Source organism: Streptomyces sp. NPDC051180 (genome assembly GCF_040689545.1).
In the GTDB taxonomy this organism is placed as follows: domain Bacteria; phylum Actinomycetota; class Actinomycetes; order Streptomycetales; family Streptomycetaceae; genus Streptomyces.
In genome coordinates this window covers 400041-412988 of the sequence record NZ_JBFBBC010000004.1, presented here as the reverse complement: position 1 = coordinate 412988, position 12948 = coordinate 400041, and the positions used below count along the sequence as shown (strand labels likewise).

The window sequence follows — 12948 nt, the reverse complement described above, 5'->3', positions numbered from 1 at the left end:
GCAGGAGGGCCCCCGCCGTCCGGCGGGGGCCCTCCTGCCGTCCGCGTGGGCCTACGGGCGGACCTCGCCGACCTCCGCGGCGATCGGGTCCTCCTTCGGGTGCCGCTTCACCGAGGACATCACCAGGGTGACGGCCGAGCCGACGATCGCCCAGACCGACAGGATCACCATGGAGGCGGTCATGTCGTTGCCCTTGAAGTACGCGATGGAGCGGGCCGCCCAGGTGCCCGCGCCCGGTGGCAGGTACGGGCCGATCGCCCGCCAGAACGGCGGCAGCATCGGCAGGGGGAAGGCGCCGCCCGCGCTGGGGTTGCCGGCGATCACGATGAGCAGGATCGCCAGGCCGATGCCGACGATCCCGAAGACCGACTGCAGGGCGAGGGTGGCGGCGCCGACGGCGAAGACCACCAGGGCGCCGAGGCCCCACAGGGCCGCGACGCTGCCGGGCAGGGCGCCGAGGATCGGGCCGACGATGATCGCGCCGCCGAGTCCGCCGAGCACCGCGTAGAGGGCGAGCACCCCGAGCCTGATGATCGCCCGCTCCCGGTTCGCGGGCCGCGAGCCCGCGCTGATCGCCAGGATCGCGGCGCAGATGTAGCCGCCGACGCACCAGCCGACGACCAGGTAGAAGGCGGAGAGCCCGTCGAAGTCCTGCGGGGAGGCCGGGGCCACGTCGACGGTCCGCACCGTGCGCCCCTGGGCGGCTTCGACCTTCGTGAACAGCGACTCCAGGGTGGAGGCGAGCACGGTGCCGCCGCCCGAGGCGACGAGCAGGGTGTCGGTGCGGCCCCGGGGGTCGACGATCAGGGCCCCGTCGATCTCCCGTTCCATGATCTGGTCGCGCGCCTCGGCCTCGTCGGCGACCACCCGCGGGTCGAGGGGGTCGCCGGGCAGCTTCTCCAGCCGGTCGTTCAGGACGGTGGCGACCTGTTGCTGAGGGGCGACCACGCCGAAGGGGACGTCCACGGGTTTCGGATTGTGCAGGGCCCCGACGTACGAGGTGATGAACAGGAGCTGGAGGGCGAAGACGCCGACCACGAGCAGGGCGGCCCGTGGGGTGACGGCGCTTTTCAGTTCATCGACGAGACTCATGCCCCCCAGGCTCCGGGGAGGGCGGTGTTTCCGCAGGTGGGGCAAGCCCGAACGGGTTATCGTACGGATGTTCGAAAATAGGCTAGGCTGGGACTCCGGGGGTGAGAACGTACGTACGAATTCGACGCGGAGTGCGGGAGGTGCGCCAGCCATGCCGGGATTCACGCACCTGCACGCCGCGTCGGGCTTCTCCCTGCGCTACGGTGCCTCCCACCCCGAACGGCTGGCCGCACGCGCCGCCGAGCGGGGCATGGACGCACTCGCCCTGACCGACCGCGACACCCTCGCCGGCACGATCCGCTTCGCGAAGGCATGCGCGAAGGAGGGCATCCGCCCCCTGTTCGGCGTGGACCTCACGTACGCGCTCCCCGAGGCCCCCGGACCCGCCCTCGACCGGGGCTCCGCCCGGCGGGTGCCCGTGCGCGGCGGGGCCTTCGTCGACGAGTCCGCGCCCCGCGCCGTCTTCCTCGCCCGCTCCCGCGCCGGCTGGACCTCGCTCTGCGCGATGATCACCGCCGCCCACGCCGGGGAGGGGGAACGCCCCCTGCTGCCCTGGACGGCCCTGCGCGACGACGACGTGTCCGTCCTGCTCGGCCCCGACTCCGACGTCGGCCGCGCCCTCGCCGCCGGCCGCCCCGACCGGGCCGCCCGGCTGCTCGCCCCCTGGCGTGAGCGGTACGGCGACGCACTGCGCCTGGCGGCCGTCCACCACGGGCGCCCCGGCACCGGGCCCGGCTCCCTGCGGCTCGCCGCCCGTACCGTCGGCTTCGCCGCCGAGCAGGGCGTCCGGCCCGTCCTCACCAACGCCGTCCGCTACGCCGACCCCGGTCAGGGGCCGGTCGCCGACGTCCTCGACTCCGCCCGCCGGCTCGTCCCCGTCGACCCCCGCAAGGAGCTCGACAGCGGCGAGGCGTGGCTCAAGGGGGCCGAAGGGACCCGCGGCGCCCACGGGGCCGCGGACACCGACGGCATGCTGGCCGCCGCCGAGCGGATCGTCGAGGCCGCGGGCTTCCGCCGCGACGCCGCCCACCGGCTGCTCGAACAGACCGCGGCCGTCGCGGCCGCCTGCCTGGTCGACCCCGAGGACGACCTCGGCATCGGCTCCGCGCACTTCCCCGAACCGCACCTCGTCGGCGCGGAGCACCGCACCGCCCAGCGCGTCCTCGCCTCCCGGGCCGCCGCCGGCATGGTCCTGAAGGGGTACGGGAACCGGCGCGCCTACTGGGACCGGATGCACCGCGAGCTGGACGTCATCGCCCACCACGGCTTCGCCACCTACTTCCTGACGGTCGCCCAGGTCGTCGACGACGTCCGGTCCATGGGCATCCGGGTCGCCGCCCGGGGATCCGGCGCGGGCTCCCTCGTCAACCACCTCCTCGGCATCGCCCACGCCGACCCGGTCGGGCACGGCCTGCTGATGGAACGGTTCCTCTCCAAGCGCCGCACCGCCCTCCCCGACATCGACGTCGACGTCGAGTCCGCCCGCCGCCTGGAGGTCTACCGGGCGATCATCGACCGCTTCGGCACCGCCCGGGTCGCCACCGTCGCCATGCCCGAGACCTACCGCGTCCGCCACGCCGTACGGGACGTGGGCGCGGCCCTCTCCATGGACCCGGCCGAGATCGACCGGATCGCCAAGGCGTTCCCGCACATCCGCGCCCGGGACGCGCTCGCCGCCCTCGACGAGCTGCCCGAGCTGCGCGAGCTCGCGGGGGAGACGCGCCGCGACGGGGAGCGGTACGGCCGGTTCTGGGAGCTGGTCGAGGCGCTCGACGCGCTGCCCCGCGGCACCGCCATGCACCCCTGCGGGGTCCTCCTCTCGGACGGCTCGCTGCTCACCCGCACCCCCGTGGTCCCCACCAGCGGCGAGGGTTTCCCCATGTCCCAGTTCGACAAGGAGGACGTGGAGGACCTCGGGCTGCTCAAGCTCGACGTCCTCGGGGTGCGGATGCAGTCCGCGATGGCCCACGCCGTCGCCGAGGTCGAGCGGGCCACGGGCGGACGCGTGGACATCGACGCGATCCCCGACGGCGACCCCGAGACGTACCGGCTCATCCGCTCCACGGAGACCCTCGGCTGCTTCCAGATCGAGTCCCCGGGCCAGCGCGACCTGGTCGGCCGGCTCCAGCCCGCCACCTTCGACGACCTGGTCGTCGACATCTCGCTCTTCCGGCCCGGTCCGGTCGCCGCCGACATGGTCCGCCCCTTCATCGAGGCCCGGCACGGCCGCGCCCCCGTCCGCTACCCGCACCCCGACCTGGAGGAGGCGCTGAAGGAGACGTACGGCGTGGTCGTCTTCCACGAGCAGATCATCGAGATCGTCCGGATCATGACCGGCTGCGGCCGCGACGAGGCCGACCAGGTGCGGCGCGGGCTCTCGGACCCCGAGTCGCAGGGCCGGATCAAGGTCTGGTTCGGGCGGCTCGCCGCGCTGCGCGGCTACGACGCCGACACCGTCGCCCGCACCTGGGAGATCGTCGCCGCCTTCGGCTCGTACGGCTTCTGCAAGGCGCACGCGGTCGCCTTCGCCGTGCCGACCTACCAGTCCGCCTGGCTCAAGGCGCACCACCCGGCCGCCTTCTACGCCGGGCTGCTCACCCACGACCCCGGCATGTACCCCAAGCGGCTGCTGCTCGCGGACGCGCGGCGGCGCGGAGTGCCGGTGCTGCCGCTCGACGTGAACCGGTCGGCGGTCGCCCACCGTATCGAACTGGTGTCCGACGAGCCCTCGGTGTGGGGACTCCGGCTCGGCCTGACCGACGTCCACGGCATCAGCGAGGCCGAGAGCGGCCGGATCGAGGCCGGACAGCCCTACGCCTCCCTGCTCGACTTCTGGGAACGGGCCCGCCCCCGCACCCCCGTCGCCGAACGCCTCGCCCAGGTCGGCGCCCTGGACGCCTTCGGCGCCAACCGCCGCGACCTCCTGCTCCACCTCGCCGAACTCCGGCGCGTCCAGCGCGGCGCGGCCTCCCACGGCGGTCAACTGCCCTTCGCCCAGGGCGGGAAGACCGCCCCCGTCGGCCTGCCCGACCTCGACGAGACCGAACGCCTCAGCGCCGAACTCGGCATCCTCGGCATGGACGCCTCCCGCCACCTCATGGACGACCACCACGCCTTCCTCCGCGAACTCGGCGTCGTCACCGCCCGGCGGCTGCGCGACACCCCCCACGGCCGGACCGTCCTGGTCGCCGGCGCCAAGGCCGCCACCCAGACCCCACCGATCCGGTCCGGCAAGCGCGTCATCTTCAGCACCCTCGACGACGGCACCGGCCTGGTCGACCTCGCCTTCTTCGACGACGCCCACGCGGCCTGCGCCCACACCGTCTTCCACTCCTGGCTGCTCCTGGTCCGGGGCGTGGTGCAGCGCCGCGGACCGCGCAGCCTCAGCGTCGTCGGCTCCGCCGCCTGGAACCTCGCCGAACTGGCCGAACTCCGTGCGGCCGGCGGCCTGGAAGCGGTGGGGGAGCGGCTCGCCGAGACCCCGCCCGCCGCGGAGAGCACCGACGACGGCCGGCGCATCACCCTGCCCACCGGCTACGAGATGAACCCCTGGGCCGACCTCCGGCCCGCCGGGGAAGGCGCCGCCACCCCGGCGCGGAAACTCTGGCACAGCAGCCCCGGGAGCGCGGGATGATCCTCTGCGTACGACTCCGCCTCGAGACGTCCCCCTCCCCGGGCGGAGGGGCCGAGGTGATGCTGCCCCGACTGGTCGACCTGCTCGGCGAGTTCACCCCCGTCGTCGAGGCGGCCCCGCCCGACAGCCTGCTCGCCGACATGGGCGGCGCGCTGCGCTACTTCGGGCGCGGCCCCGCCGAACTCGCCGCGGTGATCAGGGTCAGGGCGCTCGCCCTCCACGGCGTCGACTGCGTCATCGGCGCCGGACCCAACCCGATGCTCGCCCGGATGGCGGCCCGCGACGCCCGGCCCGGCGTCACCCTGGTCGTCGACGACCCGGCGGCCTTCCTGCGGGACCGGCCGGTCGTCGCGCTCGACGGCGTCGGCCGCGCCACCGCCCGCACCCTCTGCGGCTACGGACTCGACTCCGCGGGCCGCGTCGCGGACGCGCCGCTCGCGGTCCTCCAGCGGCTCGTCGGCGCGAAGGCCGGCCGCGAACTGTGGGAACGGGCCCGGGGAGTCGACCGCACCCCCGTCGTCCCGAACGCCGCCGCCCGCTCGGCCGCGGCCGAGCGCGCCTTCCCGCACGACGAGACCGACCGGGACGCGCACCGCAGAGCGCTCCTCTCCCTCGCCGCCGAGCTCGGCGCCCGGCTGCGGACGGAGCGACAGGTGTGCCGCTCGCTCGCGGTCACCGTGCGGTACGCCGACCGCACCACGACGACCCGGAGCCGCGCCCTGCCCGAACCGACCGCCCACACCGCCGCGCTCACCGCCCTCGCGTACGCCGTCCACGACTCCCTCGGCCTCCAGCGGGCCCGGGTCCGGGGCATCGCGCTGCGCGCCGAGGGACTCACGGACGCCGAGGGCTCCGCCCACCAGCTGTCCCTGGACCCCGCGGACGAAAAGGCCCGGCGCATCGAGGCGGTGGCGGACCTGGCCCGCGCGAAGTTCGGTCCGCGAGCGGTCCTCCCGGGCTCGCTCGCGGCCTGATCACGCTTCCGGGGGCACGCCGTGACGACACCTCAGTTTTTACCGACGCGTAACTTCCCAGTCGAGGCTACCGGTGCGTAGCTTGGCTGAAGCGCCCCCCCATGGCGCATCCCCACTTGTGGTCCGGACCGCAGGGCACAGCACCCCCACCATCCCCTTGAGCCGCAAGGAGATCGCCCGATGCTGCCCCGGAAGTCCTGGAAGCGCGCCGTCAGAGCGCTGTCCGTCGTGCTGCTGACCGCCGCCGCCACCCTCGCCCCCACCGCCGCCGCCTCCGCCCAGGAGGCGGGCGTCGCGTCCAGCCGTGGCTGGAACGACTTCTCCTGCAAGCCCTCCGCCGCCCACCCGCGGCCCGTCGTCCTCGTCCACGGGACCTTCGGCAACTCCGTCGACAACTGGCTCGTTCTCGCGCCGTACCTCGTGAACCGCGGGTACTGCGTCTTCTCGCTCGACTACGGCCAGCTGCCGAACGTGCCCTTCTTCAACGGGCTCGGCCCCATCGCCGCCTCCGCGGGCCAGCTCGACGCCTACGTCGACCGGGTCCTCGCCGCCACCGGCGCCCCCGAGGTCGACCTCGTCGGACACTCCCAGGGCGGCATGATGCCCCGCTGGTACCTCAAGTTCCTCGGCGGGGCCGGGAAGGTGAACGCGCTCGTCGGGATCGCCCCCGACAACCACGGCACCACCCTCCTCGGCCTCACCAAGCTCCTGCCGTACTTCCCCGGGGCCGAGGACCTGATCAGCTCCACGACCCCCGGCCTCGCCGACCAGATCGCCGGCTCGGCGTTCATCACCCAGCTCAACGCGGGCGGCGACACCGTGCCCGGCGTCCGCTACCACGTCATCGCGAGCCAGTACGACGAGGTCGTCACCCCGTGGCGCTCGCAGTTCCTGACCGGCCCGAACGTCACCAACGTCCTCATCCAGGACAAGTGCGCGCTCGACCTCTCCGAGCACGTGGCCATCGGCACGGTGGACCGGGTCACCTTCCACGAGGTCGCCAACGCCCTCGACCCGGCCCACGCCACCCCGACGACCTGCCTCTCGGTCGTCGGCTAGGGCGGACACCCTCTAGGAACCCTGGACGCGATTCCGGCGCCGCCGGGTCGTCGAGAAGAGCAGTGCCGCACCCAGCGCGAGCCCGGCGGCGCCACCCACCGCGACGAACGGGGTGGCGGAGTCGCCGCCGGTCTCCGCCAGCTCCGTGCCCGCCTCCCCACCGGACGCGGGCACGGGCGCGTTGCCCTCCGCACCACCGGAGGACGCACCACCGGAGGACGTGCCGCCCGCGGACGTGCCGCCGGCCGACGTACCCGACGACGGCGTGGTGGGCGCGGGGGCGGAAGCCGTCGTCCCGTGCCCGCCGTGGTGGACGGTGGACTTGTCCGCGCCGTCCTCGATCTGCTCGTCGGTGGGCGCGGACGCGGTCGGGGCGGGGTCCTTCGTCGCCGGGGCCGTACCGCCGCTGTCCTTCCCGAACACCACGTCGGAGCAGGTGTAGAACGCCTCGGGGGAGTCGGAGCGCTGCCAGATCGAGTAGATGAGGTGACGCCCGGACTTCTTCGGCACGGTCCCCTGGAACACGTAGTCGCCGTTCTGCATCCCCGGGTCCGTCACCGTCACGAACGGCTTCGCCTCCAGGTCCGACCACTTCAGCGGCTTCGACGGGTCGTACCCGTCCTTCGTCACGTACAGCTCGAACGAGCCCTTGTGCGGGGCGGTCCCCTTGTAGTGGAAGGTGTGCGAGCCGGAGCTCAGCTTGCTGGCCGGCCAGTCGGCGCGCGCCAGGTCCAGACCCCGGTACTTGTCGTTCCCCGCGCTGCACAGCTTCCCGTTCGGGATCAACTCACGGTGCTTCCCCGCCGCGTTCGCGATGTTCACCGCGTTCCAGTCGTAGAACGCCTGCGTCCCGCTCGCCGCCACCGCCGCCTTGCACGCCGCCGACTTCGGCGACTCCGGCCCCTCCGCGTAGCACGCCGACACCCGGCTCACCGGATCGGTCATCGACCCGTGCGCGAACGCGTTCCCGGACATCAGCCCGGCCAGCGCGAGCCCGGCGGTGGTGGTGGCGACGGCCGCGGCCGTACGGCGAGAAGTCATGGGGGACAGCTCCTTCACGAGGGTCTGTGGGGGGGTGAACGCCCCGCACGCTAGCCCCCGCCACCCACGCAAAAGCCCCTGAAGAACAGGATGCGACGATCCTTAGGACCGCTTTAAGGAACCGCTAAGCGCCGGCTCAGACAGAGGTCCGCGCAGGCCGGCGCGGTTGGCGGGAATCCACTGTGACGGCCGGGTCCGCCTGGATAGTGTGGGATGACAGGCGACAACAGGTCGGAGGGGGCGGGTTCTTGGACGCGGAGTTGGCCGTACTGGCGGGGACGGCGGGGACGACGCTGGTCACCCTGCTGACGACCGAGGCGTGGCAGCGGGTCAGCGACGGCATCACCTCGCTGTGGCGCCGGGCCGAACCGGAGCGGGCCGAGACCATCTCCGCCGAGCTGGAGACGACCCGCACGGACCTGCTGGCCGCGCGGGAAGCCGGTGACCTGGAGACCGGGGGCGAACTGGGCGCGGAGTGGCAGGGCCGCATCCGGCGGCTGCTCGTGACCCACCCCGAGGAGGCCGCGGTGCTCCGCGCGCTCCTCGACGAGCTCCGGCCCGTCACCCCCGACGTGCCGTCGGTCAGCCAGCAGGCCACCGCCTCCGGACACGCACGCGTGTACCAGGCGGGCCGCGACCAGCACATCGACCAGCGGTGAGCGGCACCAACGACGCCCGGGCCGACGGATACGGCAGGGTCTACCAGGCATCGGGCGACCAGCACATCGTCGAGCACCACCACCACGCCCCCGAGTGGGCGGGCCCGGACTCGGTGCGGCACCCCGCGGTCGGCCGGGCACCCGTCGTGCTCCGCGACCGCGTCGGCGAGATGGACCGCCTGCGCGCCGCCGTCGAGCCCGGAGTCGGCGGCCGCGCCTACGTCCTCCACGGCATGGGCGGCTGCGGCAAGACCGCCGTCGCGTACACCCTCTTCCGCCATGCCACCCGGAACGCCGACCGGATCGGACTCTGGGTCAACGCCTCGGACCCCGCGTCCCTGCGGGCCGGCATGCTCGCCGTCGCGGCCGACCGGGGTGCCACCGACGCCGAACTCACGGGCGCGCGCAGCGGACTGCGCCCCGCCGCCGACCTCGTCTGGCACTACCTCGACGCCTCCGACCGGCCCTGGCTGCTCGTCCTGGACAACGCCGACACCCCCGCCGTCCTCCGCGACGGCGGATGGCTGCGCACCAGCCCCTCCGGCATCGTCGTCGTCACCACCCGGCAGGCCGCGGCCCACTGGTGGTCGGGCGCCGAACTCCTGCAGTTCGGCGTCCTCCCCCGCGAGGACGCCGCCCTCGTCCTCCAGGACCTCGCCCCCCACGCGGGAAGCGCGGAGGAGGCGGCGGAGGTCGCCGACCGCCTCGGCCGCCTGCCCCTGGCGCTCACCCTGGCCGGCGGGTTCCTCGCCCACCAGATCCTCGACCCGTGGAACCTCGCCGACTACCGGCTCGGACTCGACGGCGCGGCCGGTCACCACCCCATCGAACTCCTCGACCGGGGGGCCGAGGCCGGCGCGGAATCCCGCCACCTGCTCAGCCGCACCTGGCAGCTCTCCCTCGACGCCCTCACCGCACAGGGCCTCCCCGAGGCCACCGCCCTGCTGCGGCTGCTCGCCTGCTGGGCCGGCGACCCCCTCCCGCTCGCCCTCCTCGCCGGGGCCGGGCTCGGCGCGGAACTCCACCCGTCCCGCGTCGACCCCGCCCTCCGCGGACTCCTCGACCACTCGCTGAGCGAGCTCGTGCCGGGTCGCGTGCGCTGCCTGCGCGTCCACGGGATCCTGCTCGACAGCGTCGCCCAGGCCACCCCCGCCGACCAGCGGGAACGCATCGCCTCGACGGCCGCCCGCCTCGTCACGGCCCTCCTCCCGGAGGTGCCCGAACGCGGCGAGCAGGACCCGAAGGTGATCCTGCTCGCGCCCCACGTCATCGCGCTCCTGCGGCGGGTGATCGGCTGGAACGCCGGCCCCGCCGCCGTCGCGGACGCGGTCGACTGCGTCCTGCGGCTCGTGATCGCCGTGCACCGGTCGGGCGACTACGCCTCCGCGCTCACCCTGGCGCGGGAGGCCCTCGACATCGTCACGCGCGCCCTTCCCGCCGACGACGTCCGTGCTCTCCGGCTCCGCATGCGCGTGGGGCGCGCCCTCTTCCGCCTCGGACGGTTCGAGGAGTCCGCGGCCGTCTACCGGGAGGTGCTCGACGACTGCGAGAGGACCCTCGGACCGGATGCCCCGGATACCCTGGAGGCGTGCCTCCGACTGGGCAGCCCGTACTTCAACCTCGCCCGGCTCGAAGAAGCGGTCGTCCTGACCAAGCGGGCGGCGCGAGGCCGTGAGGAGGCCCTCGGCCCGTCCCACCCCCTGACGCTCATCGCCCGGAAGTGCCTCCTGGAATCCGCCGCGCACCCGGACGCCGGCATCCTGCCGGACCGGGAGGAGATCCTCGCCACGGGGCCCGCCGTCATCGCGGACTGCGGCAGCGCCACCGGGGAGGACCACCCGATGACGCTCGGCGCGGAGTTGGTCTACGCGTTCGCGCTCGGGGCCATGGAGAGGCCGGCCGAGGCGCTGCCGCACGCCCGCAGGGCTCTCGGCGGGTACGAGCGGGTCTTCAGCCCCGACTACCCCCTGCTGCTGAACGCACGACAGACGCTCAGCGTCGCGCTCCACGCCCTGGGGCAGAGCGCCGAGGCCGTCGAGCAGGGCGAGCTGCTGGTGGACGGGCGGACCCGGGTGCTCGGCCCCGCGCACCCCTGGACGGTGCACGCCGAGGGACTCCTCCGGCGGTACCGCGACGCCCTCGGCCCGGCCTCGTGAGGGGCGCTCACCCCAGCCGGCGGTAGCGGCGTTCCGGGCGGCCCGTGCCGCCGTAGCGGAGGGTGACCTCGGCGCGGCCGGTGGCGGCGAAGTACTCGAGGTAGCGGCGGGCGCTGACGCGGGAGAGGGCGCCGGCCTCGGCGCATTCGGTGGCGGAGAGGCCCTCGGGGTGGGCGCGCAGGACGGATTCGACGAGCTCGGCGGTGGGGGCGGCGAGGCCCTTGGGGAGGTCGCGGGAGCCGCGGGGGCGGGTGCCGAAGATCCGGTCGACGTCCTCCTGGCGGGCCTCGTCGAGGTCGTCGAGGCGGGTGCGCAGGGAGGCGACGTGGCGCAGCTGCTCGTGGAGCGCGGACTGGCTGAAGGGCTTGATGAGGTAGTGCAGGGCCCCGGCGCGCAGCGCCGAGCGGATGGTGGCGGCGTCCCGGGCCGCGGTGATGAAGAGGGCGTCCACCGCGTGGCCGGCCGCGCGGAGGTCGCGCAGCACCTGGACGCCGTCCATGTCGGGCAGGAAGACGTCGAGGAGGACGAGGTCGGGCCGGAGCCGTTCGGCCGCGCTGAGGGCCTCGGCGCCGCTGTGCGCGACCCCGGACACCCGGAACCCCGGCACGGCCGACACATAGCGGCAGTGCAGCTTGGCGACCATGAAGTCGTCGTCCACCACCAGCACGTTCGTCACGCCGACACGGTAGGTCCCGACCACAAGGACCACAACGTCCGTTGATTGCGGAAGAGAGACAGCTTCTTCACGTACCGGCAACATGTGGGCCACCTCACACCCCCCTATCCCCCTGTCCGAGAGGCGGCTCACGTGCGGTTGCGCACCCCCTTCGCCCTGCTCGGGGCGGCTCTGCTGGTCCTGGTGGTCCCTCCGCTGCTCACCCCCGGCAGCGGCTCCGACACCGGCACGCAGATACCCGGCCTGCGCTTCATGGTCCCCAACACCCCCGGCGGCGGATACGACATCACCGCCCGCACGGCGGCGAAGAACGCCGAGGAGGCGGACCTCACCGGCGACATCGAGGTCTTCAACCTGCCCGGCGCGGGCGGGACCGTCGGCCTCACCCGGCTCGTCGGCGAGCGGGGCAACGGCCGCCTCGCGATGTCCATGGGCCTCGGCGTCGTCGGCGCCGTCCACACCAACAAGACGCCCAGGACCCTTGCCGACACCACTCCGATCGCCCGGCTCACCGAGGAGCAGGACATCGTCGTGGTCGGCAGGAACTCCCCGTACCGGACCATCCAGGACCTGCTCGCCGCCTGGCGGAAGGACCCCGGCAAGCTGCCCGTCGGGGGCGGCTCCTCGCCCGGCGGCCCCGATCACCTGGCCCCGATGCTGATGGCGCAGGCCGCCGGGATCGCGCCCAAGGACGTCAACTACGTCCCCTTCGACGGCGGAGGCGAACTCCTCGCCTCCATCCTCGGCAACAAGGTCGGCTTCGGCGTCTCCGGCGTCGGCGAGTACCTCGACCAGATCAAGGCGGGGGAGCTGCGCCTCCTCGCCGTCACCGGCCCCCAGCGGGTTCCCGGACTCGACGCCCCCACGCTCCGCGAGGCGGGCCTGGACACCGAGTTCACCAACTGGCGCGGCGTCGTCGCCCCGCCCGGTCTCTCCGACGCCGAGCGGGAGAAGCTCGTCGGCCTGGTGACGAAGCTGCACGCCTCGCCGCAGTGGCGCGAGTCGCTGCGGACCCACGGCTGGAACGACGCCTTCCTGCCGGGCGAGGAGTTCGGTGCCTTCCTCACCGAGCAGGACCGGCGGGTCGCCTCCGTCCTGAAGGAGCTGGGCCTGTGAACACCCCCGTGGACACCCCCGTGACCACCTCCGCGACGCCCACCCTGAGGGACCGGCTGCGCGGCCGGTCCGAACTCGGCGTCGGCGTCCTCCTCTTCCTCCTCGGCGTCCTCGTCCTCGCCGACGCGGTCACCCTCGACACCGACGTCACGGGCCGCGGTCCGGTCGGCCCGGCCACCGTCCCCCTCGTGGTCGGCTGCGGGCTGCTCGTCGTCGCGGTCCTGCTGACCGTCGACGTCCTGCGCGGCGGCCGGGGCGAGTCCGAGGCCGGCGAGGACGTCGACCTGTCCGAGCCCGCCGACTGGCGCACCGTCCTGCTGCTGGCCGGGGTCTTCCTCGCGTTCGCCGTCCTCATCGGCCCCGTCGGCTTCCCCGTCGCCGGCGCCCTCCTCTTCTGGGGCGCGGCCTACGCGCTCGGCAGCCGCCATCCCCACCGCGACCCGCTGATCGCGGCCGGCCTCTCGCTTCTCACCTACGTCGTCTTCGACAAGCTGCTCGGCGTCCCGCTCCCCGGCGGCCCGCTGATGGGAGTGATCTGACC

At 74.1% G+C, this 12948-nt stretch carries 10 protein-coding genes; 7 read left to right on the top strand and 3 right to left on the bottom strand.

Going from position 1 to position 12948, the window contains the following annotated elements:
* Positions 1–51: 51 nt before the first annotated feature.
* Positions 52–1092: a DUF3533 domain-containing protein gene (locus tag AB0424_RS10965; protein WP_366304011.1), complete on the bottom strand. Its 1041-nt coding sequence runs from the start codon at positions 1090–1092 to the stop codon at positions 52–54.
* Positions 1093–1243: 151 nt separating this feature from the next.
* On the opposite strand from AB0424_RS10965, the gene AB0424_RS10960 reads away from it, so the two are divergent.
* From AB0424_RS10960 to AB0424_RS10950, 3 genes are all read left to right on the top strand, one after another.
* Complete coding sequence (locus AB0424_RS10960) at positions 1244–4726, top strand: DNA polymerase III subunit alpha (RefSeq protein ID WP_366304009.1); 3483 nt, start codon at positions 1244–1246, stop codon at positions 4724–4726.
* A gap of 59 nt (positions 4727–4785) precedes the next feature.
* The gene (locus tag AB0424_RS10955; RefSeq protein WP_366304007.1) at positions 4786–5700 is read left to right on the top strand and encodes a hypothetical protein; all 915 of its coding nucleotides are present in this window, start codon (positions 4786–4788) and stop codon (positions 5698–5700) included.
* A 180-nt stretch (positions 5701–5880) separates the two neighbouring features.
* Positions 5881–6759, top strand: a complete 879-nt coding sequence (locus AB0424_RS10950; protein ID WP_366304005.1) for an alpha/beta fold hydrolase — start codon at positions 5881–5883, stop codon at positions 6757–6759.
* Positions 6760–6771: 12 nt separating this feature from the next.
* Here AB0424_RS10950 and AB0424_RS10945 read toward each other — a convergent pair whose 3' ends face one another.
* Complete coding sequence (locus tag AB0424_RS10945) at positions 6772–7800, bottom strand: lytic polysaccharide monooxygenase (protein ID WP_366304004.1); 1029 nt, start codon at positions 7798–7800, stop codon at positions 6772–6774.
* Positions 7801–8048: 248 nt separating this feature from the next.
* Here AB0424_RS10945 and AB0424_RS10940 point away from each other — a divergent pair, with 248 nt between their 5' ends.
* On the top strand, positions 8049–8459 hold the full coding sequence (locus tag AB0424_RS10940; RefSeq protein WP_366304002.1) for a hypothetical protein: 411 nt from the start codon (positions 8049–8051) through the stop codon (positions 8457–8459).
* Positions 8456–10615 (top strand): tetratricopeptide repeat protein, encoded by a 2160-nt coding sequence (locus tag AB0424_RS10935; RefSeq protein WP_366304000.1) that lies wholly within the window; start codon positions 8456–8458, stop codon positions 10613–10615. The genes AB0424_RS10940 and AB0424_RS10935 overlap by 4 nt, the downstream gene beginning before the upstream one ends.
* Positions 10616–10622: 7 nt before the next feature.
* Here AB0424_RS10935 and AB0424_RS10930 read toward each other — a convergent pair whose 3' ends face one another.
* On the bottom strand, positions 10623–11291 hold the full coding sequence (locus AB0424_RS10930; protein ID WP_366303998.1) for a response regulator: 669 nt from the start codon (positions 11289–11291) through the stop codon (positions 10623–10625).
* A gap of 132 nt (positions 11292–11423) precedes the next feature.
* Between AB0424_RS10930 and AB0424_RS10925 the strand changes: the two genes are divergently transcribed.
* Positions 11424–12407: a tripartite tricarboxylate transporter substrate binding protein gene (locus tag AB0424_RS10925; protein WP_366303997.1), complete on the top strand. Its 984-nt coding sequence runs from the start codon at positions 11424–11426 to the stop codon at positions 12405–12407.
* Positions 12404–12946 (top strand): tripartite tricarboxylate transporter TctB family protein, encoded by a 543-nt coding sequence (locus AB0424_RS10920; protein ID WP_366303995.1) that lies wholly within the window; start codon positions 12404–12406, stop codon positions 12944–12946. Before AB0424_RS10925 ends, AB0424_RS10920 begins: the two co-directional genes overlap by 4 nt.
* Positions 12947–12948: the final 2 nt, after the last annotated feature.

Excerpts from the sequence above, each read along its gene's own strand:
- AB0424_RS10965 (WP_366304011.1), bottom strand. The coding sequence starts at position 1,092 with ATGAGTCTCGTCGATGAACTGAAAAGCGCCGTCACCCCACGGGCCGCC.
- AB0424_RS10960 (WP_366304009.1), top strand. The coding sequence starts at position 1,244 with ATGCCGGGATTCACGCACCTGCACGCCGCGTCGGGCTTCTCCCTGCGC.
- AB0424_RS10955 (WP_366304007.1), top strand. The coding sequence starts at position 4,786 with ATGCTGCCCCGACTGGTCGACCTGCTCGGCGAGTTCACCCCCGTCGTC.
- AB0424_RS10950 (WP_366304005.1), top strand. The coding sequence starts at position 5,881 with ATGCTGCCCCGGAAGTCCTGGAAGCGCGCCGTCAGAGCGCTGTCCGTC.
- AB0424_RS10945 (WP_366304004.1), bottom strand. The coding sequence starts at position 7,800 with ATGACTTCTCGCCGTACGGCCGCGGCCGTCGCCACCACCACCGCCGGG.